This is a genomic window from Shewanella sp. Koi 1, from assembly GCF_052907445.1.
Genome location: NZ_JBREJM010000001.1, coordinates 4691524 through 4710277 on the forward strand (window position 1 = coordinate 4691524; position 18754 = coordinate 4710277).

Annotated in this window: 11 protein-coding genes and 1 pseudogene; 5 read left to right on the forward strand and 7 right to left on the reverse strand. The window is 50.7% G+C overall.

Annotated features, from left to right (window positions below; translation table 11 throughout):
* Nucleotides 1-62: 62 nt before the first annotated feature.
* Together nfuA and ACUZ8J_RS20625 are read right to left on the reverse strand one after the other, a co-directional pair.
* Nucleotides 63-641: a Fe-S biogenesis protein NfuA gene (gene nfuA, locus ACUZ8J_RS20620; protein ID WP_011624525.1), complete on the reverse strand. Its 579-nt coding sequence runs from the start codon at nt 639-641 to the stop codon at nt 63-65.
* 167 nt (nt 642-808) lie between these two features.
* Nucleotides 809-1615 (reverse strand): double zinc ribbon domain-containing protein, encoded by an 807-nt coding sequence (locus ACUZ8J_RS20625; protein WP_446694822.1) that lies wholly within the window; start codon nt 1613-1615, stop codon nt 809-811.
* Nucleotides 1616-1640: 25 nt separating this feature from the next.
* Between ACUZ8J_RS20625 and bioH the strand changes: the two genes are divergently transcribed.
* Both bioH and ACUZ8J_RS20635 read left to right on the forward strand, forming a co-directional pair.
* Nucleotides 1641-2435: a pimeloyl-ACP methyl ester esterase BioH gene (bioH, locus tag ACUZ8J_RS20630; protein WP_446694823.1), complete on the forward strand. Its 795-nt coding sequence runs from the start codon at nt 1641-1643 to the stop codon at nt 2433-2435.
* Nucleotides 2436-2496: 61 nt separating this feature from the next.
* Complete coding sequence (locus ACUZ8J_RS20635; RefSeq protein WP_023266455.1) at nt 2497-3051, forward strand: hypothetical protein; 555 nt, start codon at nt 2497-2499, stop codon at nt 3049-3051.
* A gap of 66 nt (nt 3052-3117) precedes the next feature.
* Here the strand turns inward: ACUZ8J_RS20635 and ACUZ8J_RS20640 are convergent, their stop codons facing one another.
* The 5 genes and pseudogenes from ACUZ8J_RS20640 to ACUZ8J_RS20660 form a co-directional block, all read right to left on the reverse strand.
* Nucleotides 3118-5082 (reverse strand): LTA synthase family protein, encoded by a 1965-nt coding sequence (locus ACUZ8J_RS20640; protein WP_446694824.1) that lies wholly within the window; start codon nt 5080-5082, stop codon nt 3118-3120.
* Between the two features lie 217 nt (nt 5083-5299).
* A pseudogene (locus tag ACUZ8J_RS20645) lies at nt 5300-7638 on the reverse strand (Tex family protein).
* A 129-nt stretch (nt 7639-7767) separates the two neighbouring features.
* Nucleotides 7768-8271: a transcription elongation factor GreB gene (gene greB / locus ACUZ8J_RS20650; RefSeq protein ID WP_011624531.1), complete on the reverse strand. Its 504-nt coding sequence runs from the start codon at nt 8269-8271 to the stop codon at nt 7768-7770.
* 58 nt (nt 8272-8329) lie between these two features.
* Nucleotides 8330-9274, reverse strand: coding sequence for a diguanylate cyclase (locus ACUZ8J_RS20655; protein WP_446694825.1), 945 nt, complete (start codon nt 9272-9274; stop codon nt 8330-8332).
* On the reverse strand, nt 9274-14157 hold the full coding sequence (locus tag ACUZ8J_RS20660; protein ID WP_446694826.1) for a PAS domain S-box protein: 4884 nt from the start codon (nt 14155-14157) through the stop codon (nt 9274-9276). Before ACUZ8J_RS20660 ends, ACUZ8J_RS20655 begins: the two co-directional genes overlap by 1 nt.
* Before the next feature lie 368 nt (nt 14158-14525).
* Between ACUZ8J_RS20660 and ompR the strand changes: the two genes are divergently transcribed.
* From ompR to ACUZ8J_RS20675, 3 genes are all read left to right on the forward strand, one after another.
* The gene (gene ompR, locus ACUZ8J_RS20665; protein WP_011718733.1) at nt 14526-15251 is read left to right on the forward strand and encodes an osmolarity response regulator transcription factor OmpR; all 726 of its coding nucleotides are present in this window, start codon (nt 14526-14528) and stop codon (nt 15249-15251) included.
* Nucleotides 15252-15291: 40 nt separating this feature from the next.
* Entirely contained in the window at nt 15292-16608 is a 1317-nt protein-coding gene (gene envZ / locus ACUZ8J_RS20670) for a two-component system sensor histidine kinase EnvZ (RefSeq protein WP_446694827.1), read from the forward strand.
* 115 nt (nt 16609-16723) lie between these two features.
* Entirely contained in the window at nt 16724-18700 is a 1977-nt protein-coding gene (locus tag ACUZ8J_RS20675) for a methyl-accepting chemotaxis protein (protein ID WP_446694828.1), read from the forward strand.
* Nucleotides 18701-18754 lie beyond the last annotated feature (54 nt).

An 18754-nucleotide genomic window follows, 5' to 3' on the forward strand; every position in this document is an offset into this window, starting at 1 on the left:
ACAAAACGCCATAAAAAAACGCGACTCACAGGTCGCGTTTTTTTATTCAGTTCGACACCAGCTTAAGCGTAAGAATGCGCTCCGTGTTGGTGATCGGTCACATCGCTCACACCAGAGAGTTCACCTGGGAACATATCGAGTAGCTGCTTCTCGATACCATCTTTTAGGGTGATATCAACTTGCGAACAACCGTTACATCCACCGCCAAACTGCAGTACTGCTACGCCTTCTTGGGTGATTTCAACCAGCATGATGTTACCACCATGGCTTGCCAGTTGTGGGTTGATTTCAGATTGGATCACATACTCAACACGCTCTGCTAAAGGCGCATCTGAAGCCACTTTACGCATTTTTGCGTTAGGGGCTTTAAGGGTTAATTGCGAACCTAATTGATCGGTCACGAAGTCGATTGAGGCTTCTTCTAAGAAAGGCGCACTCTTCTCGTCAACCATAGCGCTAAAGCCATTGAATTCTAATTCAATATCATCGCTTTCAACGGCGTCAGGCGGGCAGTAAGACACGCCACACTCGGCTTGTGCGGTACCTGGACTGATCACAAATACGCGAATATGAGTGCCTTCAGGTTGATCGGCTAACAACTTTACAAAATGGGCCTGAGCCGCATCGGAAATAGTAATCATGGAAACCAGCTCCGTCAGGGGATACCTGAGTGTTTTAGTAAGAATTAGGCGTATGATACTCCTACTCACACGCGCTTTGTAGTCCCTAGGGTAGCAAGTTCTGGAATTTTGCAAAATCCATCACGCTTTCAATGCAACAACTTAACCTGTAGATCACTAACGGATAGCTAACGCGGAATGTCGTTTTCACCCACAATATCATCCAACAACCCCGGTGCTTCGGCTCTGGCGAGACACCATATTTGCACTTGTATATATCGCGCCTCGAACAAGCGGGCGATTTCTGCCACTGTGGTCCCCGTGGTGACCACATCGTCCACCAGCGCAATCCGTTGATAGGCAAAATCGGCATTTAACTCAAAAGCATCCTGTAGATTTCGCCGGCGCTGTGCGCCATTGAGTCCGGCTTGTGGGCGGGTATCCTGCCGCCGAATTAATCCGTCACTGACCAGTGGCAGCGAGAGCTGCTTCGATAATTCATGGGCAATTAACCATGCTTGATTAAATCCACGTTGGCGCAGCCGATTCGGATGTAAAGGGACTGGCACTATGGCCTGCGGTAGAGTGATTAAGTCTTGTTGTTCGAGCTGACCAATGCGCGCCACTAAGGCTTGGCACAATATGGGTAAAGCGGCGAGTTGTCCCTGATATTTAATGGCCGCTATCCAAGGGCCAAAGCCTTGATGATAACTGCAAGGTGCGATGACTTTTCGCGGTTGATGCCTTAGGCACTCACCGCAATATTCGAGTTCAAGCGGCATGGATTTTCCACAACCTAAACAAATTGGGCTGTGATATAAGCCCGTTTGCAGGCATATCTGGCAAAATCCGGCTTCCTTTGCATTGAGGGATTGGTGGCACAGTAAGCAGCGGTTAGGTAAACTGCCCGCCAAGTAACGCTGCCCCAAATGCGAAACTATGCGTAACAGCTTCGCCCCCTGTTGCGACCAAGTCCATTTGCTATCGCCCGACATACAACTTCCTATTAGAGGTATTTTAGTGAACTCTGCGACGCCAGCCCATCATCCGCAACTGCATATCGACACCCGAGGCCAAGGGCCGGATCTGGTCATGCTCCATGGTTGGGGTGTTAATAGCGCCGTCTTCACGCCGCTCCATGAGCAGCTTTCTGAGTATAGAGTCCACTATGTCGATCTGCCGGGCTTTGGCTTAAGTCAGCCAATCGCGGGCGATTTATCGACTTGGGTGGATGCACTAATTCATGCCTTACCCGCCAATGCGATTTGGGCCGGCTGGTCACTGGGGGGCTTAGTAGCCACCCAAGCCGCCATAAGCTACCCATCCCATGTCAGAGGATTAATGACTATCGCCTCCTCGCCCTGTTTTATGGCAAGGGAGGAAGAAGCATGGCCCGGCATTCCACCGCAGGTGCTCAGCATGTTTGGCGAGCAGCTTGGGCAAAATTTACCAAAAACGATTGAGCGCTTTTTAGCGATTCAGGCCATGGGCAGCGAAACCGCCAAAGACGATATTAAGCAGCTGCGAGATTTAGTCTTAGCACGCCCGCTACCCGATGCAGCGGCCTTAACTCAAGGTTTGGATATGTTGAATCAAATCGATCTTAGGCCGTATCTCTCAGCGATACAGCAACCTTGGCTGCGGATCTGGGGTCGACTCGATGGACTCGTGCCCAAACGCGTTCAACCTCAAATGCCCACCGCCAGTCACATCACTGACGTCATGCTTGCCAAGGCATCCCACGCACCGTTTGTGTCCCACAGGGAAGAATTCTTGCAGGCAATCACACCTTGGCTGGCGCAATTCAAGGACTAGTGCTTTATCTTTGTGCAATAAATGGCTAGTATTTAACCATTAGGGCTACAAGGAATTTTTCATGCTGCTTGTCAGTAATTACCCCCAAGTTCCGATAGCGACGACCAATGTCGCGACGGACTCGGCTCGGGTCGACAATCAGCTCAAGCCTGTCGTTATCCCGCCACAGGCCGCGACTAAGGGCCATGAAGAACGTGCCTTTAATCCGCAAAATGAGCGTACCGCAGATCAAACTCAGCAACAGGCACGTTTGCTCGAGCAAAATCAGCAACAAGTTCAAGACAAACAGCAACAGCAGCAGTCTTCACAGCAGCAGAGCCAGCAACAGCAAGAGAAACAAGCGCCCCTAGTTGCTGCCGATCGTGCACTTCCTAAAACCCTTAAAGTGCCAGTGCGCGGCCCAGCGGCGCTGCAGCGTAAGGATATTCGGTTAAAGGTCGGCCAAAATACTCCTCGCCCCGCCAATACTACGGCGAAAACCACGACTGCGGCCGCGCGTCAGCCGATGCAAGGGGAATCCCCTCAGTTTTATCAACAGGTTGGCCAGCGTATTGGGCAATATTATGCGCAGCAAACTCAGCCAGAAGCCGAACCAGCTATGTCAGCTTGGATTTAAAATCTGCTGGTTTAAAGATAAGTTTCAAAATAAAAATGCCGCTAATCAGCGGCATTTTTCATTCGGTTATTTACCCGAGCGATACAGCTCTTGCTGGTAGGCTAGGCTGCCCCACAGCGCCCAACCTAAGGCCTTTTTCTCCAGCGCCTGCGCCGCTGGGGCATAAGGCGTTAAGTGCTCGGTCTTTTCATCGTACTGGAAGCCCTGCGCCGCTTTCTCTGGCTGCAGGATAACCACATCTTTACCTTCCATCAGGGAAAAGTTTTTATCGTATTGCATCAGCGCACGCCCCGGCCAATCATCGCTGACCTGGGTTAAGTCACGACCTAACATAGGGTAAGAGTCTGAAATACCAATCAAAGATAACAGGGTTGGCGGCAAGTCGATTTGACTCACAATACGGTGATCGCGTTTTGGCGCAACATTATCTCCAATGATTAACCCCGGAATACGGAAGCGCGATACTGGAACCAAATCGGCCCCACCAACGCGGCTATCGTGGTCGGCGACCACGATAAAAATAGTGTCCTTCCAGTAGTCGGCATTTTTCGCCAGTTTGAAGAACTCACCAATCGCATAATCGGCATATTTGGCCGCGTTATTGCGAGTTTGCTTAGGTTGTTCATACAGCTCAATGCGGCCATCGGGGAATTCGAATGGGTCGTGGTTACTCGAGCTAAACACCAAGCTAAAGAATGGTTTACCTTCACTGTGAAGACGCTCGAACTCACTATTCGCCTTACGCATTAAATCTTCGTCGGATGCACCCCAAGAGCCAACAAAGGCCGGAGACTTATAATCCTTCTGGTCGATAATGTCGCTAAATCCATTACCGAGGAAGAAACTGCGCATGTTGTCGAAATGGCTCTCACCACCGTAGATAAATTGGGTGGTGTAACCGTGGTTTTTTAGCAATTCGGCGAGAGTGAAAAAGCCCGTCTGGCTCTTACCGAGTTTTACCACGGCGCGGGCCGGTGTTGGCGTAAAACCTGTGGTGACCGCTTCGATTCCGCGCACTGAACGTGTCCCAGTGGCGTAAAGATTATCGAAATACCAGCCTTCCTGTGAGAGCGCATCGATATTCGGCGTTAAGGGCATACCGCCTAAGCTCCCCACAAAACGGGCGCCTAAACTTTCCTGTAACAGGATGACTAGGTTTTTCGGTTTACCGCTATAACTGGCCTGGTTAAAGCTCAATGAAGGGATATCGCTCGAGGTAAAGGCACTCTCGGGGCGACCACTCTCTTGTCTGATGGTCTTGATGATCTCATCTCTATCTAATGAGCCATACACCTTAGAGGCGTCTTCTTCGCTGCCCATTTGCTTGATTGCAAACACTAACGAATAAGCAGAGTTAATCACGAGGGAGTTCACTAATGGATCGTCGGCAAATGCCACCATCGCTGGGTTGATTGGACGATGGCCTAAGGTTGAGCGCGCGCCCAATAGGGTCACAACGATCACCATGACAGCTAGCACAGGACGCCAATACCAACGGGGGAAACGCAGATTTTTAGTTAACTTACCGCTGAGTATCCAACCGCCCCACAACGTCGCTATGGTAAGCAGCACAGAGAAAATCAGCTCTAGCTTGCGTCCCGCCCACAGCATCGACAGCACTTCTTTAGGGTAAATCAAATATTCCACATACAAGCGGTTCGGGCGAATGCCGTATTCCTCAATAAAGGCTGGCGTTGAAACCTCAAGGAACACAATGGCCCACAGGCCTAAGGTTAGCCATAGGCGCAGCACCCATTGCCAAATGCGGCCAAGCAGGTGTTCACCCGAAAACAACGCCGTACCTAAGGCGGCGATGCCCCATAACCAACACAGGGTTGCGATATCGACACGAATACCTTGTAGTAGCAGATGCGACCAACCGTCAACGGCGGCCACACGTTCGCCCTGCCACAGACCTAAGCCGATACGGCTTGCCGTAGCAATAGCGAGAACTAACAGACTGAAAACAAGAATGACGCGAAATGGCCCATGGGCGGACTGGCGTCCACGAGCGGATGAACCTGACTGCATGTATAACCCCAAAACATTAAACTTCCACTCAGCTTTGGAGTGTCAATTTGAAAAAAATCGGTGAAAAAGTTGTGGTATGACAACCGATTTTGCTTAACGTTGCATTAAATGCCGACTTTATATTACCTAGGACAGCATATATGCAACAATTTTGTGGCTAACAAGTAAAAAATGTCGACTCGAACACAGGTGTGTATCCGAGTCGACCTGAGTCAGATTACTTTTTCAGCTTTGCGAAAGCGTCGGCAAAGGCATTGCCCATGGCCGCATTGACAGGTGCCGCTTTTGGCGCAGGACGCGAAGACTTATGCTGGGCATTGCCCTTATGAGCCTGTGGCTTACCTTGGGATGGTCCGCGAGTTTGAGTCTTGCTTGATCGATAGCCTCATCCAGACGCATACTCAAACCGATACGACGACGCTCGACATCGACCTCCATCACCTTCACTTTCACTACATCACCCGCTTTGACCACTGTATGGGGATCGGTAATAAATTTGTCGGTTAATGACGAGATATGCACTAAACCATCTTGATGCACACCGATATCCACAAAGGCACCAAAGTTAGTCACGTTGGTGACAACGCCCTCGAGGATCATCTCAGGTTTCAGATCCTTAAGCTCCTCAACCCCATCCTTAAACTTGGCGGTTTTAAACTCACCACGGGGGTCACGACCCGGTTTATCCAGCTCGCTGAGGATGTCGGTCACTGTCGGTAAACCAAACTCAGGGGTCGTAAACTCCTGCGGCTTGATATTGCGTAGCAGCTCAGAATTACCGATAAGGCTCGCCAACTCCACTTGCTTAGTCTTAGCAATGGTTTCGACCAGCGCATAGGCTTCGGGGTGAACCGCCGACATATCCAATGGATTGTCGCCATCACGGATCCGCAAAAAGCCCGCGGCTTGTTCAAAGGCTTTAGGGCCTAAGCGCGGCACTTTCAGCAGTTCTTTACGGTTTTTGAAGGCACCATTGGCATCGCGGTAATCAACCAGGTTTTTCGCTAAGGTTTTGTTTAACCCCGCCACCTGCGACAGCAAAGGCACTGACGCCATGTTTAAATCCACGCCCACACCGTTTACGCAGTCTTCGACCACGGCTTCGAGCGAGCTAGACAGCTGGCTTTGGCTTACATCGTGCTGGTATTGACCCACACCGATAGATTTAGGCTCAATCTTCACCAGTTCCGCTAAGGGATCCTGTAGACGGCGAGCAATCGAAACAGCGCCACGAATAGACACGTCCAGCTCAGGGAATTCCAGCGCGGCGAGTTCTGAGGCAGAATACACGGAAGCGCCAGCTTCACTCACCATCACCTTGGTCAGTTGCGGTTGGCTATCCTTAAGGCTGGCAATCAACTCACCCGCTAACTTGTCAGTTTCGCGGGATGCAGTGCCGTTACCAATCGCGATTAATTCCACCTTATGCATTTGCGCTAAGTTGGCTAAGGTACGAATCGACTTGTCCCACAAATTCTGCGGCGCATGGGGGAAGATAGTCGTATGTGCGACCAGCTTACCCGTGTTATCCACCACGGCTACTTTAACGCCCGTGCGTAGCCCCGGGTCTAGACCCATAGTCGCCTTAGCGCCCGCTGGTGCGGCCATAAGTAAGTCGCCTAAGTTGCGGGCAAACACTTTAATGGCTTCTGCTTCGGCGCGCTCACGCATTTGCGAGATAAACTCGGTTTCCATCTGCAGGGCAATTTTAATCCGCCATGTGGCGGTCACAACGGTCTTAAGCCATTGATCGACACTACTATCGCCGAGTTTTAGGCCTAAGTGCTCGCTAATGATCACTTCACAGTAACTGCCCTGACCCGCTTCGGCAGCTGGATCGGCATTCATAGATAGGGAGAGGAAACCCTCATTGCGGCCACGCAACATCGCCAAGGCGCGGTGTGAAGGCACTTTCGCCAGAGGTTCACTGTGCTCAAAATAGTCGCGGAACTTAGCGCCTTCCTTCTCTTTGCCGGCGATAACACGGCTCTCTAACACACTGTTTTGGCTCAGGTGTTCACGAACTTTACGCAGTAATTCCGCATCTTCGGCGTAACGCTCCATCAGAATATAACGGGCGCCTTCCAGTACGGCTTTGGTATCGGCAAAGCCCGCTTCGAGATTCAGATAACCCGCAGCTAATGCCTCGATATCGGCATTACGGTCCACCAGTAAAGCTTCAACAAGCGGCTCTAATCCCGCCTCAATCGCAATTTGACCCTTAGTACGGCGTTTAGGCTTGAAGGGAAGATACAGATCTTCGAGGCGGGTCTTGCTGTCCGCACCTTCAATTTCCCTTTGCAATTCAGGCGTTAACTTACCCTGCGTTTGAATACTGGATAAAATGACCTGACGTCTGTCATTCAACTCGCGCAAATAACCTAAACGAGTGTGCAGCGTACGTAACTGGGTGTCATCTAAGCCCCCAGTCGCTTCTTTACGGTAACGGGCAACGAAGGGAACGGTAGCACCATTGTCGAGCAAATCTATGGTGGCAGTGACTTGATGCTCCTGAACATTCAGTTCCTGAGCAATAATTTGGGCAATAGTCTGCATAAATAAAGTATCGTGCCTAACGGTTTGATTGATCCTAATTGCGCCCAAGATACCACAGGCGCAGTCGTTATTTCATATGATGCTCTCGATTTCAGCATGAAAATCGACGAGAGTTTGATCTACTAAAGGTTATTCTGGCTCGCCCTCGAGCGGCGTCTCGAATGGGGTATAGCGGATGTCGTTGATATACCATTCCTTTGGACCCGAGGGGGTTTGCACGACCACTTCATCATCGACCTGTTTGCCGATCAGTGCCCGCGCCATGGGAGAGTCTATGGTGATATAGCCCAGTTTAGTGTCGAGCTCATCCTTGCCGACAATACGATAACGCACGCGCTCGCCCGCTTCGTTTTCAAGCTCGAACCAAGCGCCAAAGTAAATTTTGCCTTCTTGCTGGGGAGAATAATCGACGATTTTAAGTTCTTCGAGGCGTTTGACTAAGTATCTGACACGGCTATCGATTTGGCGTAAAAGCCTTTTGTTGTAAGTGTAATCCGCGTTTTCACTTCGGTCGCCCTGGGCGGCGGCCTCTTGCACTTTGAGCGTGATCTGCGGACGATATTCCTTCCACAGGTATTTCAATTCTTTATCTAAGGTCATCCAGCCTTGGCGGGTGATCAAATGCGCTTTCATAACTCACTATCCACGGGTTTAACCATGCCGAGTAGCCTTACTCGACACACTAACTAGACTATTGCGCCGGTTCGATATCGACACCAACAACTTGATTACGGCCATGATGCTTCGCCAGATAGAGTTGTTGATCCGCCACTTCGACGAGCGACTCCCAACTTAAATCGGCTAAGGGTTGAATCGTCGCAATACCAGCACTCACAGTGACTTCGCCAAAATCTGAACCCAAATTCTCTATGTGTAAGGCTTGCACCGCATCCACCATCGCCTGCGCGAGGCGCATAGCACCAGACAACTTAGCCTCAGGCAGGATACAGATAAACTCCTCGCCACCATAGCGCGCAATAAGATCATTGGGGCGTTTTAACATGCCCTTAGCGGCATCGGCAACCAGTCGTAAACATTGGTCACCTTCTTGATGACCATAGCGGTCGTTATAACGCTTAAAAAAGTCCACATCCAGCATGATAACGGATAAGTAGGCTTGATTCCGACAGCAAAAACGCCAGATTTCGGGTAAGCGCTGCTCAAACTGACGGCGGTTAGCGACCCCAGTCAAACTGTCGAGTAAAGCGATAGAGTGCAATACATCGGATTGGCGCTTCAGCTGATATTGGTTCTTGACCCGCGCGCTGGTGATGATGGGGTTAATCGGTTTGTGAATAAAATCAACTGCGCCGAGTTGGAAACCCTTCACCTCTTCAATCTCATCAAAATGGGCGGTAATAAAGATCACCCCGATATTAGCTGTGGCGGGATCGGCCTTCAGTTGTTGGCAGACCTCGTAACCCGACATTCCCGGCATTTCGATGTCTAACAACACCAGATCGGGCTGCATCTTTTGGCACACTTGCAGAGCCTGCTCGCCGCTCGTCGCCATGAACATTTCATATTCTTCATGGAAAAGTTGATGCAAGATTTTGATATTCAAAGGCTGATCATCCACGATCAAAATCTTGCCCTTTGCGGCCTGCTGGGTCGCCATGAGTTCACTGATATACACTACGCATCCTCCAACATCATCGCCCGCAAAGTCTCCAAAGCCTGTGTAAATGCGAGTGATTGAACCAGTCCATTGAGTTCAGCCCATTGCGGGTGCTGTGATAGCGGTTTTGCGAGTTTGTCGACTAAATTCACGGCTTCTAAATTATTTTCCTGTAAGAGAGCAGCCAAGGTATCCAGCTCGGGGCGCATACTCTGCATATCCACGGCGGTACCGTTTACAGGCTCAATCGATTGAGGCTGTTTGAGCTGCCCCTTAGGTAAAAAGCCTGCAAGCTGTTCAATACTTTGATGTATTAAGGACTCCAGTGTATCCGTCCAGCGTTTTATTTCCAGCAGCTCGAGGCCTTCTTGTTTAAATTGTTTTTCTAAAAACGCCGCATGAACGGCTAAACGCCGCGCGCCAAAGTTGCTGGCAATGCCTTTAATCGCATGACTGATCGCAGCTGTAGTGGCGTAATCAAAGGTTTTGGTCGATTGCTTGAACAAGCTTAGCTGCTTGGTCATTTCGGGGGCAAAACTGCTCGCCATTTTTTCGAAAAACACTTGGTTGCCGCCAAAACGGCGCAGGATCAAACGAATATCGTCGAGCAGGGTTTCGCCCTCGAGATTGTGTTGTGAGTCGAGATGCGCAGACTCATGCTGCTCGAGGGATGTCACATCACGCCCCACTAGACGCAGAATATTCGGCAACAGCAGCTGCATATCGATAGGCTTACCGACATGGGCATTCATCCCCGCCTCGAGGCATTCTTGCTTATCGGTTTGCGAGGCATTGGCCGTCATCGCAAGGATTGGCAACTGGGCAAATCGACCATCGGCACGGATCCGCCGCGTCGCCTCTAACCCATCGATGTCGGGCATTTGCACATCCATAATCACGGCATCGTATAAATCACCGCTTTCGAGTACCTGTGCCACCCCTTCTACACCGCCACCAGCGAGCACAACGGTGGCGCCTTCATAACTCAATAGCTCCTCAATCACCTCACGGTTTAATTGATTGTCTTCAACCACTAACAGAGTCAGCCCCGCTAACAGACGCTGTGAGCGCGGCTTAGGATTCGAGTCCATGGTCTTGCCTTCGATGGCATTGAGCACGGCTTCAACCAACACTTGCGAGGTGACAGGTTTAGTTAAGAAGTTGACGAAGGGAACGTTATTAATGTGTTGGCTCTCGGCAATCACTTCATGGCCGTAGGCCGTCAACATCACCACCAGCGGGGTATAACTGCCGGTTCCGGCGTTTTTCAGCATTTCAGCGGTTTGTAGACCGTCGATATCCGGCATACGCCAATCCATTAGCACCACATCGAAACGCTCTCCTGCCGCCGTAGCTTGCTTCACTTTTTCGATCGCCTGATAACCGCCAGAAGCGGTTTCAACCAGACAGCCGTAGTCGCTGAGGATTTTCGATAAGATCTCGGTCGTGATTTGATTATCGTCGACCACCAGAATGCGATATTGGCTCAAGTCGGCGCGGGCGCGGGCTTCGACCTCCATCACTTGGAAGGTCAAATCGAACCAGAAGCGACTACCAACCCCGACCTTACTAGTGACTTGCAGTTGTCCGCCCATTAACTCGACGAGACGTTTACTGATAGCCAGCCCAAGCCCCGTGCCACCAAAACGGCGGGAGGTTGAGGATTCGGCCTGCTCAAACCCAGTGAAAATCCGCTCAATTTGCTCTTCGCTGATGCCGATACCGCTATCGACAATCGAAAACTGCACAGTAACGGTATCGGCCTCATGGCTAATACATTCTAGGCCGACGATCACTTGTCCATGGGGGGTAAACTTGAGTGCGTTGCCTGCGAGGTTGATCAGAATTTGCTGCAGCCTTAATTGATCGGCCAGCAGCCAAGGAGGCAGCGCCGCATCGAGATCGAACATCACTTCCACATCGGTATTGTTGTGGCTCGCCGACAGCACCACCGCCAGATCCCGCATCAATAACTCAATCGAGCAAGGGTGTGGATCGAGTTTTAATTTGCCGGCATCGATTTTTGAGAAGTCTAAAATGTCGTTAAGCAGCCCTAACAATGACTTAGCCGCCGTTTGCGCCTTGTTCACATAGCCCTGCTGCTGCACCGAGAGCGAGGTATATTGCATCAACTGCAACATCCCCAACACCGCATTCATGGGGGTACGGATTTCGTGGCTCATATTCGCAAGGAACGCCGACTTAGCGGCATTGGCGTTATCCGCCTCCAGCTTGGCACTCCTTAAATTCGCCTCAATCTGCCGCTGGGCAGTAATATCGATGTTGATACCAATCAATCGGATCACATTCCCTTGACGGTCGCGCTCTACTTGGGCACCCGCTTGCACATAGCGCACCGCACCATCCGTGGTTAACACGCGGAAAATCGGATCATAGGGTTCATCATACTCAACCGCACGGTTAAGTTTTTCTTCGGCCTCTTCAACATCATCGGGATGGACACGCATCCGCCAATGCTCATAGCTAAGACCTTGCTGTTTAAGGCTTTCTGGCTGGTCATACATGGCAAACATGCGGTCGTTCCACTGCAACGAGTTATCGAGCAGATTCCAGGTCCAAATCCCCAGCTTAGCCACTTCCGCCGCCTTACTGAGGTGATTACTCGCCGTGAGTAAGGCCTCTTGCTGGGCGGGAATCTGCGAGATATCCACGCCAATCCCAAGGTAACCCAAAACTTCACCATCATTACCACGCAATGTTGTCACCGAGAGCGAGACTTGGAATTGACTGCCATCCTTACGCACATAAGTCCAAGTGCGAGTCTCGGAGCCCTCTTCCCGCGCCTTATGGACAAAGGTATCAAAACCTTGAATTTTTTCACCGTACTCCGCAGAAAGCTCGGCGGCGCGAGCGGCGACTTCCTCGGCAAGATGCAAAGGTGCAGGGGTGGTTTTGCCAACCATTTCCTCGGCGGAATATCCCAGCATACGCTCGGCACCGCGGTTGAAGATAGTGATAATGCCCTGTGGATCGGTGGCAATGATGGTCATTTCGGAGGCCGCATCCAGCACATTGGTCAGCAGAGTCGCAATCCGATTTTTGTCGAGCTGGGCTAATTTACGTTCGGTAATATCGGTTTGCAACGCGACAAAACGCTCCACTTTGCCATGCTCATCGAAGACCGGACCAATCACAGTATCGAACCATTTCAGCTGCTGATCTTTCCCTTGGTTACAGATTTCCCCATGCCAAGATTTACCAGCATTAATCTGCTCCCACATCCGCTGCCAAAACGCGGCATCGTGCTCCCCAGATTTCAGCACTGAATGGGTTTGACCTATTAACTCCTCCCGCGCGTAACCACTGATCAAACAGAAGTGTTCATTCACATCTAAAATCACCCCGTCTAAGTCGGTGACCGAGTAATGTAGCTGCTGGTTGATGGTATCCAGCAGTGCCTGATTCTCGAGTAAAGCCTGCTGCAGAGCATGGGTACGCTTGGTCACCTGTCGCTCAAGGCTAGCGTTGAGGTTGAGAATATGTCGCTCGGCATCCTGCTGGGCCGTGATATCCCGAATGGTTTGACTCAAACCTACTATGTCGCCATGTTCGTCGTAAATCGGTAAGGCGGTGGTCGAGGTCGACAGGTTGCTGCCGTCGGCACGTTGATGGCGCGATACTCGATTGAGTACCGTCTTGCCGGTCAACACATCGGCCATGAGAGCCTGTTCCTCCAGCACTATGCTGGGCGGAATAATCAATTCACTACTGGGTAAGCCCAGCGCCTGCTGCTCAGTGTAACCAAAGAGTCGCTCGGCACCTTGGTTCCAACTGGTTATATTGCCAGCGAGGTCATAACTGATAATGCCGTCGAGGGAATGCTCCAACATGCTGGCGCGGCGGGCTTGCTCGGCTAGCACTTGCTGTTTACGTTGCAAGGTTAAGGACCACATAGCGATCAACGCCGCCAGCAACACACTGAACAGACTGCCACTGAGCAGCACTAAACTGGGTTTATTTAAATGCATTGATTTAACAAATGCGGGATAGGCGATCACCTCAAACTGCCAATGCCTACCAAAAATCGTCTTATTTAACTTGTAGCTGTAATCCGATAACGGACTTAAATCATTGGCGTGGGTTTCGAAGAAATTGATCGGCTGCTTATCGTCCGTCACGTCGCTTAACATCAGCTTGGTCATTTTCTGATTCAGCGATAATCCCGTTAAAATCTCGGTCGTCACCAGCGGCGCATAACTCCAACCAAACCCTTGGGCCAATCGCTCTTCTGGAGTTGGAGGGACAATCCCCGTTCGGTAAACAGGTAATAAAATTAAGAAGGATTGCAGCGGCTTACCCGTGGCCTGTACTAAGGTAATCGGCGCGGAAATTTGCACTTCTCCCGACAGCATGGCGCGATCGGCGGCTTCTTTTCTGTGGGTCTCGGAGGCGATATCTAAACCAACCGCCGCCTTATTGCGCTCGAGCGGTTCAATATATTCAATCAGATACTTTTCCCCCTCGTTGGGGTTGAGCTGACGAACATGGTAGTCAGGCCAATCGACCGCCTTTACCCGCGCTAAAAACTGCGCTTCGTTTTCTTTGGAGACGCGTCGAATAAAGCCAAATCCGCGTGCGCCGGGAAACTCCTCATCCACATCCCGCGTCAGACTATAGTTGTAAAACATGGGGCGACTGATATGGTCTTCACCCGCCGTGAGGATCATCCCTCGGGCGCCCCTCAAGCCATATTGGTAGAGGGCAATCCTATTGGTGACATTCTCACTAATCTGCTGCGCGCTCGCTTCGAGCGCCAAAGAAATGGTTTGCGAATTGATACGACTCACCTGCCAAGCGAGCACGGCACTAAAAAAAAGTCCCACGAGCAAGACGAAAAATCCCCACTTGGAGGCTTGCTTGTAACTCATCGACAGGGTCATATACACCTAATAATTGATAATCATAGAGTTATGATTCTGGACTAATCAAAATACTTTTGCCATAAAGCTGATAAGTTAACTCAACAAATGCATCAAAAGTAGCTAATGCCAATTTAGTTACAATTTCAGTTACATACTAGATAAATGTGATGATTCCCATGCAATTTCATTTGCTTAGTATTAACATGAGTTGGCAATTAGCCGTATTCGGTCGACATTGACTCACATCATGAGCTAGTCGCTCAGATTGAATCCAGCTATATTAAGCACATTCTTGGCAGATTCGTTTTCAATTTCAGCCAGTTAATCTTTGTTGTATGACGGCATAAAGAATAAAAGCAATAATCCGAGCAATTTAAGGACATCCCATGGGACAAGAAACCTCGAAAATCCTCGTCGTCGATGATGATATGCGCCTACGAGCACTACTCGAGCGTTACCTGATGGAGCAAGGCTATCAGGTGCGCAGTGCGGCCAATGCTGAGCAGATGGACCGTTTATTGGAGCGTGAAAACTTCCACCTAATAGTGCTCGATTTGATGTTGCCCGGTGAAGATGGGCTATCCATCTGCCGTCGTCTGCGCCAACAGGGCAGCACCATTCCGATTGTGATGCTCACCGCCAAGGGCGATGAGGTCGACCGGATTATCGGTTTAGAACTCGGTGCCGATGATTATTTGCCAAAACCCTTTAATCCGAGGGAGTTATTGGCGCGGATCAAAGCGGTAATGCGCCGTCAAATCCAAGATGTCCCCGGCGCGCCCGCACAGCAAGAGGCTGAAATTAGCTTTGGCGAGTTCTCCCTCGACTTAGCCACCCGCGAGATGTACCACGGTAATGAGGCCATCGCACTGACCAGTGGCGAGTTTGCCGTATTAAAAGTGTTAGTCACCCATCCACGCGAACCTTTATCGCGGGATAAACTGATGAACCTCGCCCGTGGCCGTGATTATTCGGCGCTGGAGCGCTCGATTGACGTACAGGTCTCGCGCCTGCGCCGTTTAATTGAGAAGGATCCCGCCAACCCAAGGTATATCCAAACCGTGTGGGGCCTTGGCTATGTGTTTGTGCCCGACGGCGCCGCCCGTCGATGACACGCTTGTTGCCAGCTGTTGAACCTTTTTTGGCACGACTATGAAACCTAAGTTTTGGTGGCGCTTTCTTCCCCGCAGCGCCTTTAGCCAAACCGTTATGCTGATTGGTTGTCTACTGTTGATCAATCAGCTGGTGTCCTATGTCACTGTAGCTGTGTATGTATTAAAGCCCAGTTATCAGCAAATCAACCAGTTAATTGCCCGTCAAATCAATCTGTTATTTGTCGATGGTATCGATATCGGCCGCGAACACTTAACCATAGTCGATGCGCTCAATGCCAAAGTCCGTGACGATGGCATGAAGGTCTACAACCAACAACAGGCCCGCGAAGCGGGAATCGAGCAGGCCACCTACTACGGTTTTTGGTCATCGCAGATGTCGGAATACCTAGGTGGTGAGGCAGAAGTTCGCGTCACTCACGGCACAGTATTACAAATTTGGATCCGCCCGCCACAGGCGCCGTCGGTGTGGATTAAAGTGCCGCTCATCGGGCAAAACGTTTCCGATTTATCGCCACTCACCTTGTACTTAATGGTGATCGGTGCGCTCAGTGTCGCCGGTGGATGGTGGTTTGCCCGCCAGCAAAACAGGCCACTCAGGCGCTTACAAAAAGCCGCGATCTCGGTCTCACGCGGCGAGTTTCCCGATCCTTTACCGCTAAAAGGCTCGAGCGAACTGGTGGAAGTGACCAATGCCTTCAACCAAATGTCCCACAGCATGAAGCAACTCGAGCAGGACAGAGCCCTGTTGATGGCGGGGATTTCCCACGATTTACGCACGCCACTGACGCGCATTCGCCTCGCCTCCGAGATGATGGTCGAAGAAGATCAATATCTTAAAGATGGCATCGTCAACGATATCGAAGATATGGACGCCATTATCAGCCAGTTTATTGCCTACATTCGCCAAGATCAGGAGGCGAGCCGCGAGTTAGGGCAAATTAATAAACTCATTCAAGATATTGCGCAGGCCGAAGCCAACCGCGACGGTGAAATTGAAGTCGTACTGAGCGACTGCCCCGAGGCGCTGTTCCAAGGGCTGGCGATTAAGCGAGTGCTCAGTAATCTGGTCGAAAATGCCTTCCGTTATGGTTCGGGCTGGGTGCGGATAAGCTCGCAATTTGATGGTAAGCGTATCGGTTTTAGCGTTGAGGATAATGGCCCAGGGATTGATGAGTCACAAATTCCCAAACTGTTTCAGCCTTTTACCCAAGGTGATATTGCGCGCGGCAGTGTCGGTTCGGGCCTTGGGCTCGCCATCATCAAACGGATTATCGACCGTCACCAAGGCCAAGTGACTTTATCTAACCGCACTGAGGGCGGCTTAAAAGCCCAAGTCTGGCTCCCCTTGGAATAAATCCAAGATTCAGCATGACAACGCTGACATTCAACCAGTGTTGTCATATTTATGTCACGCGAAATTCATAAACTCTAGGCAGTTAACTTCCTAAGTTTCCAATGAAGATTGCATCATGAAGATTTCAACGCTGTCACTCTCAGCTTCGGCGCTGTTGTTATTGCTTGCTGGACTATTAGCAGCCGTGGTGCTGTGGAGCAGCGATCAAAGACAACAGATTGAGCAACAAACCCAAGTGCTTCAAGGCCTACAACAGGATTTTCTCGTGGGGGTGCGCCGCGATCTCGATGGCTATTTAGCCAGTGGTAACGCGACCCAACTCGAAGAAGCCAAAGCCAAACTGAGCAAGATTAAAACTGAGCTCAGCGAGCTCAACCTCGCCGCAACGGGCAGTGCCGATGAGGAATTACAAACTGGCCTTAGTCAATTCATTCAAGACTTAGACACAAAATACCGCGCCGCAGGCAAACTCGCGGGCAACCCAAGACAACTGCTGGCCCACGCCGAATCTGAAATGCTCGACTATAACCGCAGACTCGGCAGTTACGCCGACAAAGGTTTAGCGATTAATGCCACTGTGGCCGAACAATATCTGCAATTGAGCCGCGACTTACCCAGCATTGTTTATCAATTATCGCAGCTTACCGATGGCTATCTCATCGATAAAAATCAGCAACTTAAAAATATTCTCGACAGCACCAGCAAGGAGCTAAACCAGTGGCGTGACCGACTGAACGCCCTGCCGTTAATCGGCGTGTACGAGCAGCAGGAAGCCGATGAATTTGCCCTCGGCGCGAGTGAACCAGAGCAGATTGAAGTGGGTGAAAATGATCGCAGCGAGCTGTTAAGCCTTGCCAACCGATACAATAAAGAAGTCGCCAACACCCACCAACTGCTGCAAGCCAATCAGGAGATGCAAGAGCAGTTAATTCAAGCCATTAGCAGGGTTGAACAGCAGCTTATCGCCCTCGGTGAGGCACAGGCCGCCAAAAACCAACAGCTCAAATATGAGTTACAAGTCATTCTTTATGCGATGGTTTCGATTATGGCGCTGTTTGCTATCGGCTATTTAATCCTGCAACAGAACCGTGTGGTTAAACCCCTTAAACGCCTCAATCAAGCCTTTATGCAATTAAGCGAGTCCAACAGTCGTGAACGCTTGGATATCAATCGCCGCTGCGAAACCGGCCAAATTGCAGGCCATTTCAACCAATTACTGCACAGATTCGAGCAAGAAGACGAACTCCAGCGTCAGCAAATGACTAAGGTTTCTCAATCCTTGAGTCAGTTGGTCGCGCGCATCACTCAACTGTCGCAGCACACCGAACACACTCAGACCATAGTCGCCGACACTCAGTCGCAAACCGAGCATATCCGCAGCCTCGCCAATGAGGTCAGCCACACCTCGGCCCTTGTTGAACAAAGCGCAGCCGAAACCATGCGCCAAATGCAGTCGAGCCAAACCGAGGCCGAAGCGGTGCTGAGTGCCACAGAACAAACCCAGACGGCGGTTGGCCTTTGCCATGCCTCGCTCGAAAGCCTGAATAACTCAGTGGCAGATGTTGCTAAAATCATTGATGTAATTGGTAATATTGCCGAGCAAACCAATTTGTTGGCGCTTAATGCCGCTATCGAAGCCGCCCGTGCGGGCGAACAAGGTCGCGGTTTTGCCGTGGTCGCCGATGAGGTTCGAAGCCTAAGTCAACGTACTCAAGTGTCGTTAAATGAAATCGTGAAGATCCTGCATCAACTCACCCAATCGAACCTCGCACTCGGCGAGAGTGTCGATGGCATTGCCCAAGCGACCGATAGCCAAAAACAGCGGGCACAGAGCCTATGGCGTGTGGCGCAAACCGTGCAAAATCAAGCGAGTGAAATGGCCAATACCGCCAAGCAGGGTTCGCTTAACGCCAAGGAACAGGTCGATTACCTCGATGAATTTGTCCGCAGCATGGATAACCTAAAAGACCAAGCGCAAACCAGTTCGCAGCAGAGCGAAGTGATTGCCCAAGAAGTGCAGCAAAGCGTGGAAGATATTGAGACCAGTCTAGGCATAGCCGACACCAACACAGTATCTGCCCGAGCGGCTTAAGCTTGATGCCAATAAAAATGGGAGCCTTGGCTCCCATTTTGTTTTTTAATCAGG

What these genes read in the sequence shown, in the direction of transcription:
- ACUZ8J_RS20640 (WP_446694824.1), bottom strand. Translation starts at nt 5,082, where the DNA reads ATGCAGTCAGGTTCATCCGCTCGTGGACGCCAGTCCGCCCATGGGCCA.
- ACUZ8J_RS20625 (WP_446694822.1), bottom strand. Translation starts at nt 1,615, where the DNA reads ATGTCGGGCGATAGCAAATGGACTTGGTCGCAACAGGGGGCGAAGCTG.
- envZ (WP_446694827.1), top strand. Translation starts at nt 15,292, where the DNA reads ATGAAACCTAAGTTTTGGTGGCGCTTTCTTCCCCGCAGCGCCTTTAGC.
- ACUZ8J_RS20660 (WP_446694826.1), bottom strand. Translation starts at nt 14,157, where the DNA reads ATGACCCTGTCGATGAGTTACAAGCAAGCCTCCAAGTGGGGATTTTTC.
- ACUZ8J_RS20635 (WP_023266455.1), top strand. Translation starts at nt 2,497, where the DNA reads ATGCTGCTTGTCAGTAATTACCCCCAAGTTCCGATAGCGACGACCAAT.
- ompR (WP_011718733.1), top strand. Translation starts at nt 14,526, where the DNA reads ATGGGACAAGAAACCTCGAAAATCCTCGTCGTCGATGATGATATGCGC.
- nfuA (WP_011624525.1), bottom strand. Translation starts at nt 641, where the DNA reads ATGATTACTATTTCCGATGCGGCTCAGGCCCATTTTGTAAAGTTGTTA.
- greB (WP_011624531.1), bottom strand. Translation starts at nt 8,271, where the DNA reads ATGAAAGCGCATTTGATCACCCGCCAAGGCTGGATGACCTTAGATAAA.
- ACUZ8J_RS20675 (WP_446694828.1), top strand. Translation starts at nt 16,724, where the DNA reads ATGAAGATTTCAACGCTGTCACTCTCAGCTTCGGCGCTGTTGTTATTG.